Raw genomic sequence first — 24,515 nt, 5'->3', positions numbered from 1 at the left:
CCCAAGATGGTTTGCTCCCCTCTCCCGCCCGGCGGGAGAGGGGAACACAATCCGGCAGTTCAGTGCTTCCGCACCCGCCGCAACTCATCCACGATCAGCAGCACCGCGCCGACCGTGATCGCGCAGTCCGCGACATTGAAGGCCGGCCAGTGATACCGGCCCGCGTAGAAATCCAGGAAGTCGACCACGTGCCCGTAGACCACGCGATCGATCACGTTGCCGACCGCGCCGCCCAGGATCAGCGACACGGCGAAGCAGAACAACCGCTGCCCGGTATGCCGATACAGCAGCCACACGATGAACGCCCCGACCACGAGGCCCAGTCCGGTAAAGAACCAGCGCTGCCAGCCGCCGGCGTCGGCCAGGAAGCTGAATGCCGCGCCCTTGTTGTAGACCAGCACCAGGTTGAAGAAGCTCGTGACCGGGCGCGACTCACCGTAAGTGAAGCTGCGCACGATGACGATCTTGAAGAACTGGTCAAGCAGCACCACCAGCAGTGCGAACGCCAGCCACAGCAGCGGCGTGGTGTTGCCCGCGGCCTTGCTGCCGCGGCGCGCCGGCCGGGCGGATCGGGACGTGGTCGATGCCATCAGGCGTGGCTCCTGTGTTCACCGGCGCCGAACAGGTTGCTGTCGCAGCGGCCGCAGAGGGTGGGGTGGTCCGGGTTGTGGCCGACATCGGCGCGGTAGTGCCAGCAGCGCTCGCACTTGGCATGTGCCGACGGCGTTACCGTCACCAGCAGGTCGCCGGCTTCGGGCGCGGCGGTGACCTTGGCCGACGATGTCAGCAGCACGAAGCGCAGGTCGTCGCCCAGGCTCTGCAGCGCCTGCAGCACCGGGCCGCCGGCCTGGATGGTCAGCTCCGCCTGCAGCGACGAGCCGATCTCGCCTTCGACGCGCACCGCTTCCAGTTGCTTGGTGACTTCGGCGCGCACTTCGCGCAGCGTATGCCATTTCTGCAGCAGGTCGTCGGCGTCGTCCATTTCCGGCACCGGGTAGTAGGTGCTGGTGAAGATGGTGTCGGTGTGCTCGGTGCCGTGGACAAAGACCTGCCACGCTTCCTCGGCGGTGAACGACAGGAACGGCGCCATCCAGTGCAGCATCGCCTGGGTGATGTGGTACAGCGCGTTCTGCGCCGCGCGGCGGGCCTTGGAGTCCGCCGCCGTGGTGTAGAGGCGGTCCTTCAGCACGTCAAGGTAGAAGCCGCCCAGGTCTTCCGAGCAGAAGGTCTGCAGCTTGGCCACCACCGGGTGGAATTCGTAGGCCTCGTAGTGCGACAGCACTTCCTTCTGCAGCCGGTCGGTCAGCGCGACGGCGTAGCGGTCGATCTCCAGCCATTCCGACGCCGGCAGCGCGTGCTTGCCGTGGTCGTAGTCGGACAGGTTCGACAGCAGGAAGCGCAGCGTGTTGCGGATGCGGCGATAGCTTTCCACCACGCGCTTGAGGATCTCGTCCGAGATTGACAGCTCGCCCGAGTAGTCGGTCGAGGCCACCCACAGCCGGATGATCTCGGCGCCCATCTTGTTGGAGATGTCCTGCGGCGACACGGTGTTGCCGACCGACTTGGACATCTTGCGGCCCTCGCCGTCGACGGTGAAGCCGTGCGTCAGCAGCGCCTTGTACGGCGGCTTGCCGTACAGCATCGACGCGGTCAGCAGCGACGAATGGAACCAGCCGCGGTGCTGGTCGGAGCCTTCCAGGTAGAGGTCGGCAAGGCGGCCTTCGGCTGTGTCGGCGGCCGGGTCGTACAGGTCGTCGCGGTGCGAGCCGCGGACCACGGTCCAGTGCGTGGTGCCGGAGTCGAACCAGACGTCGAGCGTGTCGCGGTTCTTTTCGTACTGGCTGGCTTCGTCGCCCAGCAGTTCGGCCGGATCCAGCGTCTGCCAGGCTTCGATGCCTTGCTGCTCGACGCGTTTGGCGATGGCTTCCAGCAGTTCAGGCGTGCGCGGATGCAGCGCGCCGGTTTCCTTGTGCACGAAGAAGGCCATCGGCACGCCCCACTGGCGCTGGCGCGACAGCGTCCAGTCCGGCCGGTTGGCGATCATGTTGTGCAGGCGCTGCTTGCCCCACGCCGGGTAGAACTCGGTGGCATCGATGCCGGCCAGCGCGGTCTCGCGCAGGGTCGGCACGGGCTTGCCGTTCTCCTCGGTCGGATCCACGTCCATGCCCGCAAACCACTGCGAGGTGGCGCGGTAGATGATCGGCGTCTTGTGACGCCAGCAGTGCATGTAGCTGTGGGTGTACTTGTGCGAGTTGAACAGGTTGCCCGATTCCTGCAACGCGTCGACGATCTTGGGGTTGGCATCCCAGATCGACAGCCCGCCGAACAGCGGCAGCGTGCCGGCGTAGACGCCGTTGCCCATCACCGGGCTGATGATGTCGCTGTCGGGCATCCCGTGCGCCTTGCACGACTGGAAGTCTTCCACGCCATAGGCGGGCGCCGAGTGGACGATGCCCGAGCCGGTGTCGGTGGTGACGTAGTCGCCCAGGTAGACCGGCGACAGGCGGTCATATCCCGCGTCCATCTTGGCCAGCGGGTGGTGGAAGCGGATTTCCGACAGCGCGGCGCCGGTTGCGGTGGCGATGACCTTGCCTTCCAGCGCGTAGACCTTCAGCTGCTCCTCGACGCGCTCGGTGGCCAGGATCAGGTAGCCGCGCGGCGTGTCGACCAGCGCGTATTCCACTTCGGGGTGCACGTTCAGCGCCTGGTTGCTCGGGATGGTCCACGGCGTGGTGGTCCAGATCACGATCCAGCCGGGCTTGGCGTTGATCTGGTCGAACGGCACCTTGAAGGCGTGCGCCAGCTTGTCGGCCTCGGCAAACGGGAAGCCCACGTCGATCGACAGGTCGACCTTGTCCTTGTACTCGACTTCGGCCTCGGCCAGCGCCGAGCCGCAGTCGAAGCACCAGTTCACCGGCTTCAGGCCGCGGAACACGTAGCCCTTTTCCATGATCTTGCCGAGCGCGCGCAATTCGTCCGCCTCGTTGCTGTAGTTCATGGTCAGGTAGGGGTGGTCCCAGTCGCCCAGCACGCCCAGGCGCTCGAAGTCCACCATCTGGCGCTTGATCTGCTCGGTGGCGTACGCGCGCGCCTTGGCCTGGACTTCCTGCACCGGCAGGCCCTTGCCGAATTTCTTCTCGATCTGGATCTCGATCGGCATGCCATGGCAGTCCCAGCCCGGCACGTAGACGGCGTCGAGCCCGCTCAGGCCGCGCGCCTTGATGATCATGTCCTTGAGCACCTTGTTCACGGCGTGGCCGATGTGGATATCGCCGTTGGCATACGGCGGGCCGTCATGCAGCACGAACTTCTTCGCGCCCTTGCGCGCCGCGCGGATCTTCTTGTAGAGCTGCTTCTCCTGCCACTGCTTGACCCACTGCGGCTCGCGCTTGGGCAGGTCGCCACGCATGGGGAAGGGCGTGTCGAGCAGGTTGACGGGATACTTGTTTTTCTGGTTCTGATCGGACTTGGCGCGTTTGTCGTCGGACATTTCGATTCTCGGAGCAATTCGTTTGGCGCGCGGCCGGCAGCAGGCCGGGGCGCGCGCGGGAAGACTGGGCGGGGCATGCGAACCGGGCCCGCGCACACTGGCGGGCGCCGGCCGCTAGCTAATTCGGTCGGTGGCGGAGGTAGCGAAGTCGCGGCCGCCGGTGCCCTCGGCAGCGCCGGGCGCGGTCAGGCCGAAGAACCCGCGCGCGTCGGCGCTGTCCTTGGCGATCGCGGCGGTCAGGTCTTCCAGGTTGTCGAAGCGCGCCTCGTCGCGCAGCTTCTTCATGAATTCGACCCGTACCAGCTTGCCGTACAGGCTTTCATTGAAGTCAAAGAGGTGGACTTCCAGCAGCACGCGGCCGGCGTCCTCGATGGTCGGGCGCACGCCGATGCTGGCCACGCCGGGCAGCGGGTGGTCGGCAATGCCATGCACCTGCACCACGAAGATGCCGTTGACCGCCGGGCGCTTGTGCGAGATGCGCAGGTTCAGCGTCGGGAAGCCCAGGTCGCGGCCCAGCTTGCGGCCGTGGATCACGTGGCCGCTGATGGCATAGCCGTGGCCCAGCAGGCGCCGCGCGTGCTCGAGGTCGCCATCGGCCAGGGCCTGGCGCACCGCCGAGCTGGAAATGCGGATGCCGCCCTCGGAGACCGAGCCCATCTGCTCGACGTCGAAGCCGAACCGGTGCCCGGCGTCCTGCAGGTAGGCGAAGTCGCCCGCGCGCCTGGCGCCGAAGCGGAAGTCGTCGCCGACCAGCAGCCAGCGCGTGTGCAGGCCGTGCCACAGCACGTTTTCAACGAATTCCTGCGGGGACTGGCTGGCAAAGTGGGCGTTGAAGTGCTCGACCACGACGCGGTCCACGCCGTTGCGGCGCAGGCTTTCCAGCTTGTCGCGCAGCAGCGCGATGCGGGTGGGCGCCTTGTCCGGGGTGAAGAACTCGCGCGGATGCGGCTCGAACGTCATCACGCACAGCGGCAGGCCGCGCGCGTCCGCCGCCGCGCGCGCGCGCGCAAGCAGCGACTGGTGGCCGCGATGCACACCGTCGAAATTGCCGATGGTGAGCGCGCAGGGCGCCCGGCTCTCGGCGTTGGGCAGGCCGCGGAAGACTTTCACGGGGACGGCGGGAAATGTTTCGGGGTAGGGTAGGAGCATACCATTTCTGGTGATGCTCCCCCCTAAGAACCGTACGTGCGAGTTTCCCCGCATACGGCTCAAGCCTCTCAAAGTAAATGAGTCAATCAAGTACCGGCTTTACAGCGATTCTGCCGTAGTGATGGACTTGAACATGACAACCGGGATGCACCAGCACTCGATTTCCTAGAGCATCGGAGCCGCCAAGAACGCGCGGCACGATGTGATGGTCATCCCATCCAGTCTCTTTGGTTATCTTGCTCTGACACACCGCACACAAGCCCCGCTGGGACATATACAGCTTGATCCATTGCTTGCGGTGTGACATGTCGTCGGACATGCGTGCCTGTCGCAATTTCTCGCCATACATCTCCTGCGCTGGGTCAAACGGATGGTAGTCCGCCCGAACCTTCTTGTGCCTCCTGATCTGCGTACCCGCAAGCGAATACAGCTCCAGCCAGAAAGGATCGCCCTTCTTATCCACAGTCGTGGTTCCAAACACCCAGTTCCGAGCCTCTATGGTGGCGAAGTATTTCTTCCGCACCCACTCGGCATTCTTCCCTCGATGTCGCCGTTTTGCCCACCTCCACAAAGCACAGAAGATCTGGTGCTCCATCTTGGTGAACGCCGCCGTTGCTACCACCGGGCGATGATACTGCGCCCACCCTCTTAGCATCGGATTCAGCAGTCTGATCAGATCATCCTGCTTTGCCGTTTTCTTGACACTGATGACTTCCTTCACTTTGCGGTAGAACGCTTGCACGTTCTTCTTGCTCGGCTTGATGAGCAGCTTTCCCGAGTACTTCCGGAAATTCCACCCTAGAAAGTCAAAGCCGTCGGCGATGTTGACGATCCGCGTTTTCTCCGTCGATAGTGTCAGCCCCCGTACTGCCAGGAACTTCTCCACCCACGGCTTCACTTCATTTTCTAACACCTCCGGCGTATTGCCGGTGATCACGAAGTCGTCCGCATAGCGCACTACATTCACTTTCAGCTTGTTGGATTTCACGACGCCGAATTTCGCCCGTAGGGACGCATCCAGTTGTCGCTCCAATCCGTTCAGTGCCACGTTTGCCAGAGTCGGGGAAATGATGCCTCCCTGTGGTGTTCCGGCGTCGGTCGCCTGAAACTGGCCCTGAAAAACCACGCCAGCTTTCAACCACTTCCGAAGGATTGCTTTGTCCATTGGGACATTGCGCTCCAGCCAGTTGTGGCTGATATGGTCAAAACACCCTTTGATATCCGCTTCCAGCACCCATTGAGCCGAAGCTCGCTTGGACAGGGACGCGAAGAGCTGGGACATGGCATCGTGAGTGGACCGATTGATCCGAAACCCATAAGAGTTCGGATCGCTCGTCCCTTCGGACACCGGCTCCAGCGCCAGCAGATACAGCGCTTGCATGGCTCGGTCGTGCATGGTCGGAATGCCCAGAGGGCGCTTCTTCCCATTTGACTTGGGGATGTAGACACGCTTCAACGGCAGCGGTCGATACCCCCGGTGCTCCAACCTCCCGATGGCTTCCCATCGGTCTTCAGGCGTTTCCCACTCTACGCGATCGACTCCTGCCGTCCGCGCACCTTGGTTCATCGCCACTCGCCGTACCGCCGATGCTTTGGCGGACCACGAGCGGGTCAGGGACCTCTGCAAGGCTTTCACCCTGCGCCAGTCCCCTTCCTGTGTTGCCTTCGCAATTCGAATCTGCATTACCCGAACGTTCCGGTCGACGCGGCGCCAGTCAATGTCGCCCCATCGCTCTGGTACGCCGGAAGGCGCAGATTCATCCTCACGGATCAATGCTTCCATGCTGCCCTCCTATCTTGAGGATCTTCCCCAACATCGAAAGACAACATGCCCCTTGCGGGACATGTTGTCCCACAAGGGAAGAAAAGTTAAACAAGCGAGTTCAGTCAGTCGTCTTGCGACGAGTAGACCAGTTGGAAGTCTGCCCGCTTTCGCGTGGGATGATGTTTCAACCCCTATCCGGACCGTTACAGCCCGGCATTCGCTTTTTCCAACCTCCCATACCCGCACAGCCAACAGCGTTCCTTGCGGTTCGCCTGCCTGAGCCAAACAGCGCTCGGGCAGCTATACGGGCTTACCACGTTCCCCACGCGTTACACGACTGGGTTAGGGCCTGCCTCTTCGCCGGTGGTCTGAAGGCGATGTACTCCGAGCTTTAAGCGGAGTATCCGACCACGTACCTTTTGGTTAGTGCCTATCATCAGCTTTGGCACTGCAATGCTTACGACGTTTATCAGCAGTTCACATGTGTTACCCATACCAGCCAGCCTAGCTCCTCAACCGATGCTGCTTCGGTCTTCTACCCGCGAATCTCACAATCCACGGGCACCCTTGCGGGGGCTACATTGTCAGGGAAGCTTCACACCCCACCGTTGCCAGTGACGCATGTCCCCCTAGGCTACTGCTAATCGCATAGCAGGTTCTCTATCAAGGCGTCCTCGCGGGCGTGCTTGACTGAACCATAACGCGCGGAGCTGACGCTCCGGGACCTCACTTCTTGCTCACGTGCTCCCATCCAGGCGAGCGCTTGACGTCGGCTTCGGGCTCTTGCGAGCGCGGGCCTCCGCCCCAAAGAACGTAGCGCCGATCCATACGGATCGGTTTGAATGCTATGTAGCGATTTCGCAGCTAAAGTACCGCTGCGCAATCACCCGCACCCTCCGAAGAGAGGCGTTTACAGAGAAACTCGCCCAAAGGCGAGCGTCCCCGCCCTTGGGCAATGGCTGGAAATCCATCCAGCAAAAAGCAAGCCGCAGGTCAGCCAGTGTTCCGGCTTTCCCACCGCACATCGGACTCCCCCTAGCTGGTCGGCCGGGTTTGTCTAAGCAAGCAATGGTTGGGATTGGACGGGTCAGGCCGAAGCCTTCTCCTTGTCCCAACAGGGTCGATGCTCCTTACGTTGGAGCTATCCGGACACGAGGGTGCGTGTCGCACTAAAGCGGGCATTATAAGGCGAATGGGTCGGCTTGCCGCTGCCTGCGCCCCCATGTGCGCTAAGCTGCTGTTTTTGTGCTGCATCCGCCTACCCCGGCATGGCGCGATACGGCAAAAGGCGGCATGATATGCACCACTTGTGTGTCACGCCGACGTCACATGCAGCCAAAACGCGCGCGACACGACATTTCTTGCCGCTTTTTCTCGCCTTGCGCCTGCCATCTCAAGCCAGCCACATTTGAACGCGCTGCCCAACCGGTTCCTGTCCCGGCTTCTCCCCCGGCTTCGGCCCCATATACTGCCGCAATCGAGCGGTGAGCTTGACGTCGAGACCCGCGCCAAGCTGATGGCCATCGTGCACAAGAATGCGCCGACCGCCATCGTCGCTTCCGTGCTGCTGCCGGCGCTGACCACGCTGGGATTCTGGGGCGAAGTCAGCCACGCCGCACTGCTGGGTTGGTGCGCGATCATGCTGCTGCTGACCGCGGGCGGCCTGTGGTTCCATGTCGGCTACCAGCGCGACGGGGCCTCGATGAGCCGTTCCGCGCATACGCGCAGGTGGTGGAACAACATGCGCGTGCTGGCGCTGCTGACCGGGGTAACCTGGGGCAGCTCGGCACTGCTGCATTTGTATACGGACTCGGTGGTCTTCTCCAGCGTGCTGTACCTGCTGACGCTGGGCGTGCTGGCCGGCGGCGCGGTATCGCAGGCCCCGGTGCCGTCCAACCTGGTGTACGCCGGCGTGCCGATCCTGGTGCCCAGCATCCTGATGGCGGAGTTCGCCTTCCCCGGCCATGGCGCTTATGTACAGGGCCTGCTGGTGATCTACGCGCTGATGCTGTCGCGCCATGCCTTCAACCTGCAGCTCACGCTGGTCCGCGCGATCCAGCTCGAGGGTGACAGCCGCCGGCTGGCCAAGCAGTTCCAGGAAGAAAAGGAGCGCGCGCTGCATGCCAGCGAAGAAAAATCGCGCTTCCTTGCCGCCGCCAGCCATGACCTGCGCCAGCCGGTGCATGCGCTGGTGATGCTGGTTGAAGCGCTGCGCGCGCGCAACCAGTCGTCGTCGCTGCATCCGCTGGTGGAGCAGGTGGCGGCGGGCACGCAGACCATCGACCTGCTGTTCCGCTCGCTGCTGGACCTGTCCAAGCTGGAAGGGCGCAAGGTCCTGCCGACGCTGGAGCCGTGCGAGCTGGGCGCGCTGATCCGCGACGTGATGAGCCAGTTTGCCGCCGACGCCCGCGAAAGCGGCCTGATGCTGACGCCGCGCGTGCCCGACGAACTGTACGCGATGGCCGAGCCGGTGCTGCTGCGCCGCGCGCTGTTCAACCTGGTGCAGAACGCGTTGCGCTATACCCAGCGCGGCGGCGTGCTGGTGACCGCGCGCCAGCGCCGCAAGCACGTGCGGCTGGAGGTGTGGGACACCGGCGCCGGCGTCACGCCCGAGCACCTGCCCGATATCTTCTCGCCGTACTACCAGGTCAACAACCCGCAGCGCGACCCGTCTCAGGGCCTCGGCCTCGGCCTGGCGATCTTCAAGGAGTGCGTGCGGCTGATGCGCGGCACCTATGGCGTGCGCTCGGTGCCGGGCAAGGGCTCGGTGTTCTGGTTCGCCCTGGCCCCGGTGCCGGCCGAGACCGTCGCCAGCGTGCGCGAGATGCGTGCCATGGCGCAGGCCCAGGAAGCCAAGCCCGACCGGCTGCAGGGCACGGTGCTGGTGGTCGACGACGACAGCCAGATCCGCAAGGCGTGGATCGCGCTGATGGAGGCGTGGGGCATCCACGTGGCCTGCGCCGCGCACGGCGCCGAGGCCGACAAGCTGTTTGCCAAGGGCCTGCGCCCGGACATCATCTTCTGCGACCTGCGGCTGCCGGGCAGTGAGAACGGCCTGGACCTGCTGGAGCGCTGGCAGAACACGCAACCGCAGGCGCGCAGCGCGCTGCTGACCGGCGACCTGAAATCGGCCGCGCTGGCGGCGGCGGAAGAGGCGGGGTATTTCGTGCTGCCCAAGCCGGTGGACCCGGCGTCGCTGCGGATGCTGCTGCGGCGATGGCTGCGCCCGGCTTAGGCTGGGGAGGGCAAGTGCGGCGCCTTACTGGCGCAGGCGGAACCGTTCCATCCGCGACATCACCTGCATCCGGGTACGCACGCCCAGGCGTTGCAGGATCGCCGACACGTGCTCCTTGACCGTGTTCTCGGTCAGCCCGAGCCGGCGCGCGATCACCTTGTTCGGCAGGCCTTCGAGCACCAGGGCCAGCACGGACCCCTGGCGCGGCGTCAGGCCCAGCTCGGCCGGCGTAACCGGGATGCCGTGCGCGGGGCCAAACGACTGGGCCCGCCCGTTCAGGGCTTCATCGGTAGGGAAGGAGGTGTCACCCGCCAGCACCTTGCGCACCGCGGCGGTGAAGGCATTGGCATCGAGATGCTTGCCGACGAAGCCGCATGCCGACAGCGCACGGGCGCGGCCGACGATTTCGGGCGTGGCTTCTGCGGACATGAAGATAAAGCGCGCCCCGGGGATCACGGTCTTGAACGACTGCATGGCATCGAAGCCGGTGCCGTCGTTCAGCCAGATATCGAGCAGCACAATATCCGGGCGCAGCCCCTGCTGCAGGCTCGCCAGGGCTTCTCGGGCACTGCCGGCGGCGTGTACCGCGACATCCGGCATGACTTCGGCAAGGAAGGCCGTGGTGCCTGACAAGGCCATAGGATGATCATCGACCACCAACAACGTCGGTGCAGCGTTCGACATGCGAGTTCCCGTCTAATTTCCCGTTTTGTCCTTGTTGTCACCCGCTCGCTTGGAGCACTGTGTCGTGAAAAACCTGCACAGGATTGGCGCGTGGACGTAGCGCCCACTCTAGCAGAGGGGGCGAAGCGTCACAATCCATCAATCGGGGGTATGCGGCGCCATCGTCACATGTTAGGGGCATTGCACTTGTCCGGATCTGCTGAATTAAGTACCTAATGGGTTCGCTTTACCGGAGTTTAGTGCCTCGCCTTGGTAGAATTGCGCGATGAAAAAAATTGTCATCTTGATTTCCGGGCGTGGCTCCAACATGGAAGCCATCGTCCGTGCCTGCGCGGGCGGCGGTTGGCCGGCGCGCGTGGCAGCGGTGCTGTCGAACCGGCCCGATGCCGCCGGGCTGCAGTTCGCGCAGCAGCAAGGCATTGCCACCGGCGTGGTCGACCATCGCCAGTTCCCCGACCGCGCCTCGTTTGATGCCGCGATGGCCGAGGCCATCGATGCCCACGCCCCCGACCTGGTGGTGCTGGCCGGCTTCATGCGCATCCTGACGCCGGGTTTTGTCGACCGCTATGCGGGCCGGCTGCTGAATATCCACCCGTCGCTGCTGCCGTGCTTCCCGGGGCTGAACACCCACAAGCAAGCGCTGGACGCCGGCGTCAAGCTGCACGGCGCCACCGTGCACTTCGTTACCCCGGAACTCGACCACGGTCCGATCGTGATCCAGGCCGCACTTGATGTGCTGCCCACCGACACGCCCGAAAGCCTGGCCGAGCGCCTGCTCGACTGCGAGCACCAGATCTATCCCCGCGCCGTCCGCTGGTTCGTCGAGGACCGCCTGCGACTGCAGGACGGCGTGGTCAACGTTATCAACCCGGCCGAGCCGCAACTGCTGATGGCCATCTCCGCCCATACCCGGGCGGCAGGAGTCGAGGCATGAGCCGCAACCAGGCAGGAACCCGTCCCACCCGTAGCGAGGGCCACGCGCCGCCGCGCGGCAAGAGCAAGGGCAAGGGCAAGGGCAAGGGCAGCCCCATCCGCAAGCCCGCCAACGGCAATGCCGTCCGCGACGGCGCGCCGCGCATGCACGGCGGGCTGCACGCCTCGCATATCCAGCATATCGACCGCCTGCTTGGCAAGGTCATGCTGTTCGCCCGCCCGGCCGATGCCGTGGTGAGCTATTACTTCCGCGAGAACAGCAAGCTGGGCCATCGCGAGCGCGGCATCATCGCCGAGGCCATCTATGCGGTGCTGCGCCGGCGCGTGGAGTTCGCGCAGTTTGCGGAAAGCGGCACCGGCGCCAGCTCGCGCCGCCTGGCGCTGCTGGGCCTGGCGGCCACGCTCGGACGCGACGTGCTGACGCCGTTCCTGCACCCCGAAGAGGCCGAATGGCTGGACCGCCTGACCACGATCGAGCGTTCCAGCCTGGCCCCGCGCGTGCGCACCAATCTGCCCGAATGGCTGTACGACGAGCTGGTGCGCCGCCATGGCGAAGAATTTACCGCGGCACTGGGCGATGCCTGGCTGCGCCCGGCGCCGCTTGACCTGCGCGTCAACCTGGGCAAGACCAGCCGCGATGCGGCGCTGGCCGAGCTGCAATCCGCCGGCCTGGGCGCCGAGCCGACGCCGATGGCGCCCGCCGGCATCCGCATGACCGGCAAGCCCGCGCTGAACCAGCTGCCAATCTTTGTCAACGGCCTGGTCGAGGTGCAGGACGAAGGCAGCCAGCTGCTGTGCAACCTGGTGGCGCCAAAGCGTGGCGAGATGGTGGTCGACTTCTGTGCCGGCGCGGGTGGCAAGACCTTGGCGCTGGGCGCCGCGATGCGCTCCACCGGCCGGTTGTACGCCTTCGACGTGTCGGAAAAGCGCCTGGCCAACCTGAAGCCCCGCCTGGCGCGCAGCGGCCTGTCCAACGTCCATCCGGTCCTGATCGACTCCGAACGCGACGCCAAGATCAAGCGCCTGGCCGGCAAGGTCGACCGGGTGCTGGTGGACGCGCCGTGCAGCGGGCTGGGAACGCTGCGGCGCAACCCCGACCTGAAGTGGCGCCAGACGCCGGAATCGGTGCTGGAGCTGACTGCCAAGCAGAGCGCTATCCTTGAGTCGGCGGCGCGCCTGGTCAAGGGCGGCGGCCGCGTGGTCTACGCCACGTGCTCCGTGCTCGAAGCCGAAAACGAGGCCATCGTGCGCGATTTCCTCGCCGCGCACCCCAACTTCCGCCTGGTTCCGGCCAGCGAGGTGCTGGCCGACCAGAAGATCGAAGTGCCCGCGTTGCCTCAGGATAGCGGCATGTTCGCGCTGTATCCGCATCTGCACCAGACCGACGGCTTCTTTGCCGCGGTGCTGGAACGCACCAGCTGACGCCTGTGGCCGCCGCCCGTCTGCAGCGGACGGCGGCCCTCAACCTGAGTCTCCCCGATGAACGGTGAAACCCTGTCCGGCCTCGGCGGCGAGCTGACGGCCTCCCATTCGATGTTCGGCAAGATGCTGGACGACCTGATCCGCGATGCCGGCGGCCCGGGGTTCTTCTGGCAGCTGCTGGTGCTGGCCGGCTGCCTCGCGGTGGCGTGGCCGCTGGGGCGCTATGTGGTGCACCGGCTCGAGGCGCGCTACGCCAGTTCCAGCTTCTCGCTGCGCTTTGCAGCCGCCAGCCTGGAGCGGGCCATGTTCCCGCTGGCAGGTTGGGTGCTGGTGATGGTCGCGCGCTTCGCGCTGGAGCCATTGATCCCGATCAGCGTGCTGCGGCTGGCGCTGGTGCCGCTGTTCGGTATCACCTCGCTCAATGTCGTCTTCTATATCCTGCGGCGGGTCATGTCCGGCAGCGGGCAGTTGCACGGCATGCTGCTGCTGGTGGAGAAGGTGCTGACCACGCTGGTGTGGATCGGCATGGCGCTTTATGTGCTTGGCGTGCTGTCGGAGGTGGTCGCGTGGATGCAGGACGTGCGCTTCTCGATCGGCGGCAAGCAGAAGATCAGCCTCGCCGACACGCTGATGGCGGGGGTCTGGATCCTGCTGACGGTGCTGGTGGCGATGTGGTTCGGGTCCTGGCTGGAGGAGCGGCTGATGCGCTCGGCCAACCTCGACGTCAACCTGAAGGTGGTGCTGACCCGCATCTCCAAGGCCTTGCTGCTGCTGGTGTCGCTGCTGCTGAGCCTGTCGCTGGTCGGGATCGACCTGACCGTGCTGTCGGTGTTCGGCGGTGCGCTGGGCGTGGGCCTGGGCCTGGGCTTGCAGAAGATCGCGAGCAACTACATCTCGGGCTTCATTATCCTGCTGGACCGCTCGGTCAAGCTGGGCGACCAGATCACGGTGGACAAGTACACCGGCATCGTGTCGCAGATCCGCACCCGCTACACCGTGGTGCGCAACGGCGACGGCGAGACGCTGGTGCCGAACGAGCAATTGGTGGCGCAGTCGGTGCAGAACCATTCATTCTCGAACACCAATGTGCGCGTGGCGACGCGTGTCCAGGCCGACTACAGCGCTGACCCGGAGACCGTGATCGCACTGCTGACCGAATGCGTGCGCGAACTGCCGCGCGTGCTGAAAGACCCGGAGCCGGCGGCCTTCCTGGTGCTGTTTGCGGACAGCGGCATCGAGTACGAAGTCGCGGCCTACATTGCCGATCCACAGAACGGAAAGCTAGGGGTGCAATCCGCGATGAACCGCGCCATCTGGCGCACGCTGCGCGAGCACGGCATTTCGATTCCCTATCCCCAGCGTGAGCTGCGTGTGATGCACGAGACGCCGATGCCCGGACCAGGCGCCCCCAAGGCAAGTACCTTGCCGGAAGCCGCCAACGCCACCTAGACTGTCACCTGAGCGTCACAGGACCGTGCAGATGCCAGCCAGGCGGCGAGTTCGGCACCCCACGGAACGAAAACCGTTGCACCCCGTCCAAATCCGGGAAATAGCGTATGCTTGCGCCCTCGCCAATCCGGTAGAATGCCGGGTTGTCGCGGGTTGAGACATCCCGCTCCCACATCAGACAGCCGCCAGATTGCAGCGGCTCGTACCTTGTCCCGCCTGCCACGGCCGGCGCCAGACTCGCGTGCCAGGGAGCCCGGAGCGACTTCGGGTCCCGAGGCAAGCGCCAGACAGCTATCGCAATCAATAGATTCGCAGCTATTTTTTCTGCGCGTTGTGTGCACCGGCCAGCCGGCCTGCACGGGAAAGTCCTGTTTAACCGACGGAGAACAGTTTGTTCGACACTATTCTTGACTGGGCCGCCAACGGCCTTGCCAATTGGGCCTGGTGGGAGATCGTCATCTACACCCTGGTGATGACGCATATCACCATCGCTGGCGTCACCATCTTCCTGCACCGCTGCATGGCGCACCGGTCGCTGGACCTGCACCCGATCGCCCAGCATTTCTTCCGCTTCTGGCTGTGGCTGACCACCGGCATGGTCACCAGGGAGTGGACCGCGATCCATCGCAAGCACCACGCCAAGTGCGAGACCGAGGACGATCCGCACAGCCCGCAGACCCGCGGCATCCGCAAGGTGCTGCTGGAAGGGGCTGAACTCTATCGCGCCGAGGCCAAGAACAAGGAAACCATCGCCAAGTTCAGCCATGGCTGCCCGAATGACTGGATCGAGCGCAACCTGTACTCGCGCTTCACCTGGCAGGGCGTTGGCCTGATGCTGATCATCGACCTGGCGCTGTTCGGCGTGATCGGCATGTCGGTGTGGGCAGTGCAGATGCTGTGGATCCCGATCCATGCCGCCGGCATCATCAATGGCCTGGGCCACTGGTGGGGCTACCGCAATTACGATTGCGAAGACGCGTCAACCAATGTGTCGCCGTGGGGCCTGATCATTGGCGGTGAGGAACTGCACAACAACCACCACACCTACCCGACCTCGGCCAAGTTTTCGATCAAGTGGTATGAGTTCGACGTGGGCTGGGGCTATATCCGCGCGATGCAGGCGGTCGGCCTGGCCAAGGTCAAGAAGACCCCGCCCAAGGCGCGCCTGGTGGAAGCCCGTCCGGTCGATCACAACACGCTGGAAGCCATCATCGCCAACCGCTATGACGTGATGGCGCGCTACGCCAAGGCCGTCAAGGGTGCGTTCCGCCAGGAACTGGACAAGCTCAAGGAAGGCGGCGTGGCCGAGTACCGCAGCTTCAAGCCCGCCAGCAAGTGGTTCCACCGCGAGGAAACCAAGCTGGCCGCACAGCAGCGCGAGCAGCTGGCGAGCATCGTCGAGCAGAACAAGGCGCTGCAGACCTTCGTCGAAATGCGCCGTGAACTGGCCGCCATCTGGGGCCGTTCCAACCTGACGCGCGAGCAGCTGCTGCAGCAGCTGCAGGCCTGGTGCCACCGTGCCGAGGCCAGCGGCATCCAGGCGTTGCACGATTTCTCGCTGCGCCTGCGCCGCTACGCCTGATACAATTCGGCCGCGCCGTATGGTTTGACAAAGCCCCGCCCATGGCGGGGCTTTTGTTTTAGATAAACTCCCCCATGTTCTGGCCGGCCGCACCCTGTTGGCGGAGGTCTAGAGGAGTACCCGGAGATGACCCCACAATCGATCAAGACCGTCGAGTTCGAGAAGCCGAACCTGGCGGATGCCGAAAACGCCACTGGCGGCAGCTGCGTGGCCCATGCCTGGGCCAAGGTGCCGCCGGTGCTGTCGCCCGATGAGCGGCAGTCGCTGAAGGCGCGTATCCGCCGCTTGCTGAAGGAACGTAATGCGGTGCTGGTGGCGCACTACTACGTCGACGCCGACCTGCAGGACCTCGCCGAAGAAACCGGCGGCTGCGTCTCCGACTCCCTCGAAATGGCCCGCTTCGGCCGCGACCACGAAGCCAAGACCCTGGTGGTGGCCGGCGTGCGCTTCATGGGCGAGACCGCCAAGATCCTCAGCCCCGAGAAGACCGTGCTGATGCCGGACCTGGATGCGACCTGCTCGCTCGACCTGGGTTGCCCGGCCGACGAATTCGCCGCCTTCTGCGATGCGCACCCGGACCGCACCGTGGTGGTGTACGCCAATACCAGCGCGGCGGTGAAGGCGCGCGCGGACTGGATGGTCACGTCGAGCATCGGGCTGAAGATCGTCGAGCACCTGCACGCGCAGGGCAAGAAGATCCTGTGGGCACCCGACAAGCACCTGGGCAGCTATATCCAGAAGCAGACCGGCGCCGACATGCTGCTGTGGCAGGGCTCGTGCCTGGTGCACGACGAGTTCAAGGGCATCGAGCTGGACCTGCTGCGCCGCGAATTCCCCAACGCCAAGATCCTGGTGCACCCGGAATCGCCCGAAAACGTGGTGGCGCAGGCCGATGTGGTCGGCTCCACCTCGCAGCTGATCGAAGCGGCGCAGAAGCTGGACGCGACCGAGTTTATCGTTGCCACCGACAACGGCATCCTGCACAAGATGCGCATGGCCGCGCCTGGCAAGCACTTCATCGAGGCGCCGACGGCCGGCAACAGCGCGACCTGCAAAAGCTGCGCGCACTGCCCGTGGATGGCGATGAATGCGCTGACCAACCTGGCCGAGGTGCTGGAGACCGGGCGCAACGAGATCCACGTCGACCCGGCCATCGGCGTCAAGGCGGTGACCTGCATCAACCGCATGCTCGATTTCGCCGCGGCGCAGAAGCGCAATGTGCGTCCGTCGTCCGACCTGGCGAAGGAACAGGCGCTGTTCCAGGGGATCGGCCCGGCATGAGCGTGAATCCGATTTTCGACAGCTACGGCGCAGCGCTGCACGCAGCGCTGCAAGCCAATGTGCAGGCCGCCATCGCCGAGGATGTCGGCAGCGGCGACCTGACCGGCCTGCTGGTGCCCGCTGGCAAGCCCGCGCACGCGCGCGTGATCGTGCGCGAAGCGGCGGTGCTGTGCGGACAGCCGTGGTTCGATGCCTGCATGCGCGCGGTCGACCCGGCGCTGGAAGTGCGCTGGCTGCAGGAAGAGGGCGCGCGGATGGCGGCGGATTCCGTGGTGTGCGAGATCACCGGCCCGGCGCGCTCGCTGCTGACTGCCGAACGCCCGTCGCTGAACTTCCTGCAACTGCTGTCCGGCGTGGCCACCGTGACGCGCCGCTATGCCGACCTGATCGCCGGCACCCGCGCGCGCGTGCTGGATACCCGCAAGACGCTGCCGGGCCTGCGCCTGGCGCAGAAGTACGCGGTCCGCATCGGCGGTGGCGAGAACCAGCGGCTGGCGCTGTACGACGGCATCCTGATCAAGGAAAACCATATCGCCGCGGCAGGCAGCATCACCGCCGCGCTGCAGGCGGCGCAGGCGCTCGATACCGATGCGTCGGTGCAGGTCGAGGTCGAGTCGCTGGCGGAGCTGGAAGAAGCCCTGGCAGCAGGCGCGAAGTCGGTGCTGATCGATAACTTCACCGTGCCGATGATGCAGGACGCGGTGAAGATCAACCAGGGCAGGGCGCTACTTGAGGTGTCGGGCGGCGTCAATGCCGAGACCATCCGCACTTTCGCCGAGACCGGCGTGGACCGGATCTCGGTGGGCGCATTGACCAAGGACGTGCGCGCGACGGATTACTCGCTGCGTATCATCGGCTGACGCATCGCCAGCCCGAAGCCAAAACGGGGTGGAGCCATCAGGCTCGCACCCCGTTTTTTATTGCTGCGCGGCGCTCAGCGCTTGCGCACGGCAGGCGGTTGCATCACCGTAGGCAGGGCCTTCGGCAGCGAATCCGGATAGTCCCGGCTGAAATGCAGTCCGCGGCTTTCATGCCGCGAGTACGCGCTGTCAACGATCAGCGAGGCCACCTCCACCAGGTTGCGCAGCTCCAGCAGGTCGCGCGTGACGCGGAAATTCGCGTAGTACTCGGCGATTTCCTCGCGCAGCAGGCCGATGCGGTGCTGCGCGCGTTCCAGCCGCTTGCTGGTGCGCACGATGCCGACGTAGTTCCACATCATGCGGCGCAGTTCATCCCAGTTGTGGGACACCACGACTTCCTCGTCGGCATCGGACACGCGGCTTTCGTCCCACGCCGGCAGCGTGATATTGGGTGCGCCGGCCTTGTCCTTCGAGGCGATGTCTTCCGCCGCGGCGCGGCCGATCACCATGCATTCGAGCAGCGAGTTGGAGGCCAGCCGGTTGGCGCCGTGCAGGCCGGTGCAGGCAGACTCGCCCACTGCATACAGGTTGCCGATATCGGTGCGGCCCGCGGTATCGGTGACAACGCCGCCGCAGGTGTAGTGCGCGGCCGGCACCACCGGGATCGGCTCGCGCGTGATGTCGATGCCCAGTTCCAGGCAGCGCGCGTAGATCGTCGGGAAGTGTTCCTTCAGGAAGGCTTCGGGCTGGTGGCTGATGTCCAGGTAGACGCAGTCCAGGCCGCGCTTCTTCATCTCGAAGTCAATGGCGCGCGCGACCACGTCGCGCGGCGCCAGCTCGGCACGCTCATCGTGCTCGGGCATGAAGCGGGTGCCGTCGGGCAGCTTGAGCAGCCCGCCTTCGCCGCGCACCGCCTCGGAAATCAGGAACGACTTGGCATAGGGGTGGTACAGGCAGGTCGGGTGGAACTGGATGAATTCCATGTTCGACACCCGGCAGCCCGCGCGCCACGCCATGGCGATGCCATCGCCGGTGGCGGTGTCGGGGTTGGTGGTGTACAGGTAGACCTTGCCCGCGCCGCCCGCGGCCAGCACCGTATGCGTGGCGGTGAGGGTGTGTACCGCGCCGGTATTGTCGTCGAGCACGTAAAGGCCATAGCACCGGTTGCCCGGGAGTCCCAGCTTGCGTGACGTGATCAGGTCGATCGCGAAATGGTCTTCCAGGATGGTGATGTTCGGATGCTGCGTGGCCTGCTGCAGCAGCGTGCTGACCACCGCGTGTCCGGTGGCATCGGCCGCATGGATGATGCGCCGGCGGCTGTGGCCGCCTTCGCGGGTCAGGTGGAAGCCCAGTTCGGCCTGCTCGTCGCGCGTGAATGGCACGCCGCGGTCGATCAGCCACTGGATCGCCTCGCGCCCGTGCTCCACGATAAAGCGGGTTGCCTCTTCGTCGCACAGTCCTGCGCCGGCAACGAGCGTGTCCTGCGTGTGCTCGTCATGGCTGTCGCCGGAATCCAGCACGGCGGCGATGCCGCCTTGTGCCCAGTCGCTGGCGCCCTGTGTCATGGCGCGCTTGCTGAGAATGACAACCCGGTGGGTGTCGGCCAGTTGCAGCGCGACCGTAAGGCCGGCCAGACCGCTGCCGACGATGGCGACATCAAAATTCATGGTGCGGAGAGAGCGCCGCAGGGCGCCAGGCGGATGGGGGAAACGGCAAAGTCTACACCGTGCGCGCCATACCGTGCATCAGTGCACCGGGCGGGATTGGGCGGTGATCGCGCCGGAAGGGCGCGGCACCGGCCGCGGTGTGCCGAACGGCGCGCTTCCTGCCTTCTGCGGGCGCCAACGTCGCGCGTGGAGCGCCGTAAGCAGAACGAGTGGGCAACAAAAAGCCCCGCAACCGGGCGGGGCTTCTTGTCGGGATACCGGATCAATTACTTGATCTTGGTTTCCTTGTAAGCGACGTGCTTGCGAGCGACGGGATCGAACTTCATGATCTCCATCTTCTCCGGCATGGTGCGCTTGTTCTTGGTCGTGGTGTAGAAGTGACCCGTGCCTGCGGTCGATTCCAGCTTGATCTTGTCGCGGCCGCCCTTGCTTGCCATGATGTGCTCCTAATTAGACTTCGCCGCGTGCGCGCAGGTCTGCGAGCACGGAGTCGATGCCTTTCTTGTCGATCAGGCGCAGGCCGGCGTTCGAGACGCGCAGGCTCACCCAGCGGTTTTCGGATTCAACGAAGAAACGACGATTCTGCAGGTTGGGCAGAAAACGGCGCTTGGTCTTGTTGTTTGCGTGGGAAACGTTGTTGCCGACCATCGGCGCTTTCCCGGTCACTTGACAGACGCGTGCCATGAAGCACTCCTAAATCTTATTCGTGGACAATGTTCGCAACAGATCAACAAAAGGCGCGCGGGCCCGGACTGCAGCGGTTGGGACTTCAGTGAAACGTAAATTATAGACCGGAATCCTCCGGCGAATCAATGCCTGCCGTACGATGACGGCAGCATGTGTTGTGTCTCGTCCAGCACTGTGCCGCAGGCGTCACAGTCCCGGCAGGCATTCGCAACCGTCAGCCAGCGAACGGATTTCCTGGCCGGCCACGATGAAATGGTCGAGCAGATGCACGTCGATGAGTTCGAGCGTCCTTGCCAGCTCGCGAGTCAGGTGCACGTCGCTCTGGCTGGGCGCGGTGGTGCCGGAAGGATGGTTGTGCGCCACGATCACGCCCGCCGCATTATGCACCAGCGCCTGGCGCGCGACCTCGCGCGGATACACCGCAGTGCGCGTCAGGGTGCCCCGGAACAGTTCTTCGCAGGCAATCATGCGGTTGCGCGGATCGAGGAACAGGCACAGGAAGACTTCGTGCGGCAGCGATGCCAGCGTCAGGCGCAGGTAGTTGTGCACCGCCGCGCGCGAGTCGAAGCCGGTCGGCAGCCTTAGGGATTCGGCCAGCGCGCGGCGCGCCAGTTCGGGGATGGCCTGCAGCTGTGCGTATTTGGCAACGCCCATGCCCTTGATGCCAGCCAGCGCGCCGGGTTCGGACGCGAACAGGGCGGTCAGCGAGCCGAAGCGGTGCAACAGCTCGCGGGCGAGGTCGACGGCACTTTTGCCAGCCGCGCCGATGCGCAGGAACACCGCCAGCAGTTCGGCGTCTGACAGGGCGGCGGCGCCGCATTCCAGCAGTTTTTCGCGCGGCCGCTCGCAGGCGGGCCAATTGGCTATGGTCATGGGCGTTCAGGGTTTGGACCGCCGGCCGGAGACTGGAAGGGTAGAAGGGGTATACGCTTCGGCACGGCGAGCGATGGGCCAGTCGAATACAATACGGGTTGTTCCTCGGTTGATCACCCATGAATTTGCAAACTTTCGCGTCGGAAGCCGACGGCGGCACGGCTGGCCGCAAGACTGTCCTGGCCGACTCTTTCCTGACCCTGCACTACAGCATCTCGCTAGAGAACGGCACCGAGGTCGTCAGCACCTTCGACGACAAGCCCGCCACGCTGCTGCTCGGCCAGGGCCAGCTCGCGCCCACGCTGGAGCAGGCGCTGCTGGGCATGCCGGAAGGCGAGCGCATGACTTACCGTCTCGCTCCGGAGCACGCGTTCGGGCCGCGCAATCCCGAACTGCTGCAGTGGGTGTCGCTGGCCACGCTGCGCGAGAACAGCTCGTTCGAGGAAGACTACAGCCCGGGCGACCTGGTCGAGTTCAACGCGCCCGGCGGCGGCAAGTACGCGGGCGTGCTGAAGGAAATCGGCGAGACCGCGGCGCTGTTCGACTTCAACCATCCGCTGGCCGGGCAGACCATCCTGTTCGACGTGCAGCTGATCGGCATCCTCTGATTGCGCCAACGTGCCGACTCCTGTCCAGATACGCAGCATGCCTGACCTGACCACCGCACCCGACGCCGAGATCCTGATGGCCCAGCCGCGCGGCTTCTGCGCAGGCGTGGATCGTGCCATCGAGATCGTCGAGCGCGCGCTCGCGCGCTTCGGCGCGCCGATCTACGTGCGCCATGAAATCGTGCACAACGCCTACGTGGTGGCGGACCTGCGCAGCAAGGGCGCGGTGTTCGTGCGCGAGCTGGACGAGGTGCCCGCCGGCGCCACCGTCATCTTCAGTGCGCACGGCGTGTCGCGCGAAGTGCGCGAGGACGCCGCCAAGCGCGGCCTGCACGTGTTCGACGCAACCTGCCCGCTGGTGACCAAGGTGCATGTCGAAGTCAGCAAGATGCGCGCGGAAGGCTGCGAGATCGTAATGATCGGCCATCGCGGCCACCCGGAGGTCGAAGGCACCATGGGCCAGGCCAACAGCGGCATGGTGCTGGTCGAGACGGCCGACGACGTCGCCAGGCTGCAGATCGCGGACCCGGCGCGGCTTGCCTTCGTGACCCAGACCACGCTGTCGGTGGACGAGACCCGCGAGATCGTCGCCGCGCTGAAGGCGCGCTATCCGCAGATCCGAGAGCCGAAGAAGCAGGATATCTGCTATGCCACGCAGAACCGCCAGGACGCGGTCAAGTTCATGGCGCCGCAGGTCGAGGTGGTGATCGTGGTCGGCAGCCCCAACAGCTCCAACTCCAACCGCCTGCGCGAACTGGCGCAGCGCCTGGGCGTGCCGGCCTATATGGTCGATGCGCCGGAGCAGGTGCGCCCGGAATGGATCGCCGGCAAGCGCCGCATCGGCCTGACCGCCGGGGCCTCGGCGCCCGAGGCGCTGGCGCAGTCGATCGTCGATCGCCTGCGCGCGCTCGGTGCGCGCCAGGTGCGGGCACTGGAGGGCATCGAGGAAAACATGGCGTTCCCGCTGCCGCGCGGCTTGATGCCGGCCAGCGTCGCCGCCTGAACGGCAGCGGGCCGGCCCGCATCTCGATACGCCGATGACAAAAGCGCCGCGCAATGCGGCGCTTTTTTTTTTGCGCTTGCCTGCGCGGTCGCGATTCATGGGCTTATGACGCGCAATGCACATTATCGGTGCAATGCGATCGGTGCATGTATAACCCGCGTGTTTGGCGAACAGACAAATAGGGGTAATCCCCGTAACTGGGGTTTTCCCTATTATGGTGCGGCGCTACATTCTGCACATTAGAGATTGGTGCGCCGCATTTGAAATGAAATGCCTAATTAATTAAGGCCTATTATAGTGGCGCAGCCCGCGCCTAATGCCGCCCGCCAGGCGGTGCAGGCACGATTCTTGTAAGTATGTGGGACGGCCCCGCCATGTGAGTGGGAATTGCCCCAATTTGTGCATTGGGGAAATTCCCTAGCTCATTTGCAGGGTAAATCGGTCGACTTGTTGCGTCGCGTATTGCATCTGCAAAGAAAGGGGATACAATGCGCGCGTTTCAAATTGAAACTAAACAAAGGCGGTCCAGGGAAACGTCCGGGAGGCGTTGCAAATCCCTGTTTTTGTGAATCCTAGGAGATCACTCATGCAAATCACGTTTGCCAAGATTCTGCCGATCGCGGCCGCAGTGGCGCTGGTAGCAGCTTGCGGCAAGAAGGAAGAGAAGCCGGCGGATGCGGCCTCTTCGGCGCCGGCCGCAGCAGCCCCTGCCGCGGGCGGTGGCGAGACCGTCGTCAAGATCGGCCACGCGGCCCCGCTGACCGGCGGTATCGCGCACCTTGGCAAGGACAACGAAAACGGCGCCCGCCTGGCCGTGGAAGAAGTCAACAAGGCCGGCCTCGAGGTCGGTGGCAAGAAGATCAAGCTGGAACTGGTCGGCGAAGACGATGCCGCCGATCCGAAGACTGGCACCTCGGTGGCACAGAAGCTGGTCGACGCCAAGGTCGTGGCCGTGGTCGGCCACCTGAACTCGGGCACGTCGATCCCGGCCTCCAAGATCTATAGCGATGCCGGCATCGTGCAGATCTCGCCGTCGTCCACCAACCCGGACTACACCAAGCAGGGCTTCAAGACCACCTATCGCGTGGTGGCCACCGACGCACAGCAGGGCCCGGCACTGGCCAACTATGCCAGCAAGACCCTCCATGCCAAGAGCGTGGCGATCGTCGACGACGCCACCGCCTACGGCAAGGGCCTGGCCGACGAGTTCGAGAAGACCGCCAAGGCGGCCGGCGTGAACGTGGTGGCACGCGAGGCCACCAACGACAAGGCTACCGACTTCAAGGCCATTCTCACCAAGATCAAGGGCAAGAAGCCTGACGTGATCATGTACGGCGGCATGGACGCCACCGGCGGCCCGTTCGCCAAGCAAGCCAAGGAACTGGGCATCGGCGCCAAGATCGTCGGCGGCGACGGCGTCTGTACCGACAAGGTGGCCGAGCTGGCCGGCGATGCCGTGACCAACATCATCTGCTCCGAGGCCGGCCTGGCCCTGTCGAAGATGGAGCAGGGCGCGGACTTCTCCAAGCGCTACCAGGCACGCTTCAACGCGCCGGTGCAGATCTACGCGCCGTTCACCTATGACGCGGTGATGGTCATCGTCGACGCCATGAAGCGCGCCAACTCGACCGAACCGGCTGCCATCCTGGCCGAAATGCCCAAGACCAACTACAAGGGCGTGATCGGCAACATCGCCTTCGACGAGAAGGGCGACATGAAGGAAGGCACCATCACGCTGTACGAGTACAAGGACAAGAAGAAGTCCGTCCTTGATGTCGTGAAGATGTAATCAGGGCTTACCGGCCCATCCGAACGGCACCGTGAGTA

19 protein-coding genes are annotated in these 24,515 nt (G+C 64.7%); 10 read left to right on the top strand and 9 right to left on the bottom strand.

Features of this window, described 5'->3' with window-relative positions:
- Positions 1–59: 59 nt before the first annotated feature.
- The 4 genes from lspA to ltrA form a co-directional block, all read right to left on the bottom strand.
- Positions 60–590: a signal peptidase II gene (gene lspA / locus IPF36_RS30900; RefSeq protein WP_135705873.1), complete on the bottom strand. Its 531-nt coding sequence runs from the start codon at positions 588–590 to the stop codon at positions 60–62.
- Positions 590–3,490, bottom strand: a complete 2,901-nt coding sequence (gene ileS / locus IPF36_RS30895; RefSeq protein ID WP_133092226.1) for an isoleucine--tRNA ligase — start codon at positions 3,488–3,490, stop codon at positions 590–592. Before ileS ends, lspA begins: the two co-directional genes overlap by 1 nt.
- A 114-nt stretch (positions 3,491–3,604) precedes the next feature.
- The gene (locus IPF36_RS30890; protein WP_133092225.1) at positions 3,605–4,600 is read right to left on the bottom strand and encodes a bifunctional riboflavin kinase/FAD synthetase; all 996 of its coding nucleotides are present in this window, start codon (positions 4,598–4,600) and stop codon (positions 3,605–3,607) included.
- Positions 4,601–4,721: 121 nt separating this feature from the next.
- Positions 4,722–6,422 (bottom strand): group II intron reverse transcriptase/maturase, encoded by a 1,701-nt coding sequence (gene ltrA, locus IPF36_RS30885; protein ID WP_195431927.1) that lies wholly within the window; start codon positions 6,420–6,422, stop codon positions 4,722–4,724.
- Positions 6,423–7,920: 1,498 nt separating this feature from the next.
- On the opposite strand from ltrA, the gene IPF36_RS30880 reads away from it, so the two are divergent.
- On the top strand, positions 7,921–9,639 hold the full coding sequence (locus tag IPF36_RS30880) for a hybrid sensor histidine kinase/response regulator (protein ID WP_255519952.1): 1,719 nt from the start codon (positions 7,921–7,923) through the stop codon (positions 9,637–9,639).
- 24 nt (positions 9,640–9,663) lie between these two features.
- On the opposite strand, the gene IPF36_RS30875 is transcribed toward IPF36_RS30880, so the two are convergent.
- Positions 9,664–10,323: a response regulator transcription factor gene (locus IPF36_RS30875; protein ID WP_133092223.1), complete on the bottom strand. Its 660-nt coding sequence runs from the start codon at positions 10,321–10,323 to the stop codon at positions 9,664–9,666.
- Between the two features lie 265 nt (positions 10,324–10,588).
- On the opposite strand from IPF36_RS30875, the gene purN reads away from it, so the two are divergent.
- The 6 genes from purN to nadC all read left to right on the top strand — a co-directional run bounded on the left by purN (position 10,589) and on the right by nadC (position 17,850).
- Entirely contained in the window at positions 10,589–11,257 is a 669-nt protein-coding gene (purN, locus tag IPF36_RS30870; RefSeq protein WP_195431920.1) for a phosphoribosylglycinamide formyltransferase, read from the top strand.
- On the top strand, positions 11,254–12,678 hold the full coding sequence (locus tag IPF36_RS30865; protein WP_195431919.1) for an RsmB/NOP family class I SAM-dependent RNA methyltransferase: 1,425 nt from the start codon (positions 11,254–11,256) through the stop codon (positions 12,676–12,678). The genes purN and IPF36_RS30865 overlap by 4 nt, the downstream gene beginning before the upstream one ends.
- A gap of 57 nt (positions 12,679–12,735) precedes the next feature.
- The gene (locus IPF36_RS30860; RefSeq protein WP_133092220.1) at positions 12,736–14,127 is read left to right on the top strand and encodes a mechanosensitive ion channel family protein; all 1,392 of its coding nucleotides are present in this window, start codon (positions 12,736–12,738) and stop codon (positions 14,125–14,127) included.
- 391 nt (positions 14,128–14,518) lie between these two features.
- Positions 14,519–15,709: an acyl-CoA desaturase gene (locus IPF36_RS30855; protein ID WP_133092219.1), complete on the top strand. Its 1,191-nt coding sequence runs from the start codon at positions 14,519–14,521 to the stop codon at positions 15,707–15,709.
- A 126-nt stretch (positions 15,710–15,835) separates the two neighbouring features.
- Positions 15,836–16,990 carry a quinolinate synthase NadA gene (nadA, locus tag IPF36_RS30850; protein ID WP_195431918.1) on the top strand — a complete coding sequence of 385 codons (1,155 nt, stop codon included), beginning with the start codon at positions 15,836–15,838 and terminating at the stop codon, positions 16,988–16,990.
- Entirely contained in the window at positions 16,987–17,850 is an 864-nt protein-coding gene (gene nadC / locus IPF36_RS30845) for a carboxylating nicotinate-nucleotide diphosphorylase (protein WP_195431916.1), read from the top strand. The genes nadA and nadC overlap by 4 nt, the downstream gene beginning before the upstream one ends.
- Positions 17,851–17,924: 74 nt before the next feature.
- Here nadC and nadB read toward each other — a convergent pair whose 3' ends face one another.
- The 4 genes from nadB to radC form a co-directional block, all read right to left on the bottom strand.
- Positions 17,925–19,517 (bottom strand): L-aspartate oxidase, encoded by a 1,593-nt coding sequence (gene nadB / locus IPF36_RS30840; protein WP_135705867.1) that lies wholly within the window; start codon positions 19,515–19,517, stop codon positions 17,925–17,927.
- A gap of 266 nt (positions 19,518–19,783) precedes the next feature.
- On the bottom strand, positions 19,784–19,954 hold the full coding sequence (gene rpmG / locus IPF36_RS30835; RefSeq protein WP_010814980.1) for a 50S ribosomal protein L33: 171 nt from the start codon (positions 19,952–19,954) through the stop codon (positions 19,784–19,786).
- A gap of 13 nt (positions 19,955–19,967) precedes the next feature.
- Positions 19,968–20,201 (bottom strand): 50S ribosomal protein L28, encoded by a 234-nt coding sequence (gene rpmB, locus IPF36_RS30830; RefSeq protein ID WP_006575661.1) that lies wholly within the window; start codon positions 20,199–20,201, stop codon positions 19,968–19,970.
- A 189-nt stretch (positions 20,202–20,390) separates the two neighbouring features.
- Positions 20,391–21,077, bottom strand: a complete 687-nt coding sequence (gene radC / locus IPF36_RS30825) for a DNA repair protein RadC (protein WP_133092215.1) — start codon at positions 21,075–21,077, stop codon at positions 20,391–20,393.
- A gap of 119 nt (positions 21,078–21,196) precedes the next feature.
- Here radC and IPF36_RS30820 point away from each other — a divergent pair, with 119 nt between their 5' ends.
- From IPF36_RS30820 to IPF36_RS30810, 3 genes are all read left to right on the top strand, one after another.
- Positions 21,197–21,685, top strand: a complete 489-nt coding sequence (locus IPF36_RS30820; RefSeq protein WP_133092214.1) for a peptidylprolyl isomerase — start codon at positions 21,197–21,199, stop codon at positions 21,683–21,685.
- Between the two features lie 37 nt (positions 21,686–21,722).
- A complete protein-coding gene (ispH, locus tag IPF36_RS30815; RefSeq protein ID WP_133092213.1) occupies positions 21,723–22,688 on the top strand; it encodes a 4-hydroxy-3-methylbut-2-enyl diphosphate reductase in 966 nt (321 codons plus the stop codon).
- 586 nt (positions 22,689–23,274) lie between these two features.
- Positions 23,275–24,477 (top strand): branched-chain amino acid ABC transporter substrate-binding protein, encoded by a 1,203-nt coding sequence (locus IPF36_RS30810; protein ID WP_133092212.1) that lies wholly within the window; start codon positions 23,275–23,277, stop codon positions 24,475–24,477.
- The last annotated feature ends 38 nt before the right edge of the window (positions 24,478–24,515 follow it).

This window comes from Cupriavidus sp. IK-TO18, from assembly GCF_015549295.1.
Classification (GTDB): domain Bacteria; phylum Pseudomonadota; class Gammaproteobacteria; order Burkholderiales; family Burkholderiaceae; genus Cupriavidus; species Cupriavidus oxalaticus_A.
This window is presented reverse-complemented; position numbering and strand designations above follow the sequence as displayed.

What these genes read in the sequence shown, in the direction of transcription:
- radC (WP_133092215.1), bottom strand. Translation starts at nt 21,077, where the DNA reads ATGACCATAGCCAATTGGCCCGCCTGCGAGCGGCCGCGCGAAAAACTG.
- IPF36_RS30860 (WP_133092220.1), top strand. Translation starts at nt 12,736, where the DNA reads ATGAACGGTGAAACCCTGTCCGGCCTCGGCGGCGAGCTGACGGCCTCC.
- rpmG (WP_010814980.1), bottom strand. Translation starts at nt 19,954, where the DNA reads ATGGCAAGCAAGGGCGGCCGCGACAAGATCAAGCTGGAATCGACCGCA.
- IPF36_RS30865 (WP_195431919.1), top strand. Translation starts at nt 11,254, where the DNA reads ATGAGCCGCAACCAGGCAGGAACCCGTCCCACCCGTAGCGAGGGCCAC.
- IPF36_RS30810 (WP_133092212.1), top strand. Translation starts at nt 23,275, where the DNA reads ATGCAAATCACGTTTGCCAAGATTCTGCCGATCGCGGCCGCAGTGGCG.
- IPF36_RS30820 (WP_133092214.1), top strand. Translation starts at nt 21,197, where the DNA reads ATGAATTTGCAAACTTTCGCGTCGGAAGCCGACGGCGGCACGGCTGGC.
- lspA (WP_135705873.1), bottom strand. Translation starts at nt 590, where the DNA reads ATGGCATCGACCACGTCCCGATCCGCCCGGCCGGCGCGCCGCGGCAGC.
- ltrA (WP_195431927.1), bottom strand. Translation starts at nt 6,422, where the DNA reads ATGGAAGCATTGATCCGTGAGGATGAATCTGCGCCTTCCGGCGTACCA.
- rpmB (WP_006575661.1), bottom strand. Translation starts at nt 20,201, where the DNA reads ATGGCACGCGTCTGTCAAGTGACCGGGAAAGCGCCGATGGTCGGCAAC.
- ispH (WP_133092213.1), top strand. Translation starts at nt 21,723, where the DNA reads ATGCCTGACCTGACCACCGCACCCGACGCCGAGATCCTGATGGCCCAG.
- IPF36_RS30875 (WP_133092223.1), bottom strand. Translation starts at nt 10,323, where the DNA reads ATGTCGAACGCTGCACCGACGTTGTTGGTGGTCGATGATCATCCTATG.
- nadA (WP_195431918.1), top strand. Translation starts at nt 15,836, where the DNA reads ATGACCCCACAATCGATCAAGACCGTCGAGTTCGAGAAGCCGAACCTG.
- nadB (WP_135705867.1), bottom strand. Translation starts at nt 19,517, where the DNA reads ATGAATTTTGATGTCGCCATCGTCGGCAGCGGTCTGGCCGGCCTTACG.
- ileS (WP_133092226.1), bottom strand. Translation starts at nt 3,490, where the DNA reads ATGTCCGACGACAAACGCGCCAAGTCCGATCAGAACCAGAAAAACAAG.
- IPF36_RS30880 (WP_255519952.1), top strand. Translation starts at nt 7,921, where the DNA reads ATGGCCATCGTGCACAAGAATGCGCCGACCGCCATCGTCGCTTCCGTG.
- nadC (WP_195431916.1), top strand. Translation starts at nt 16,987, where the DNA reads ATGAGCGTGAATCCGATTTTCGACAGCTACGGCGCAGCGCTGCACGCA.
- purN (WP_195431920.1), top strand. Translation starts at nt 10,589, where the DNA reads ATGAAAAAAATTGTCATCTTGATTTCCGGGCGTGGCTCCAACATGGAA.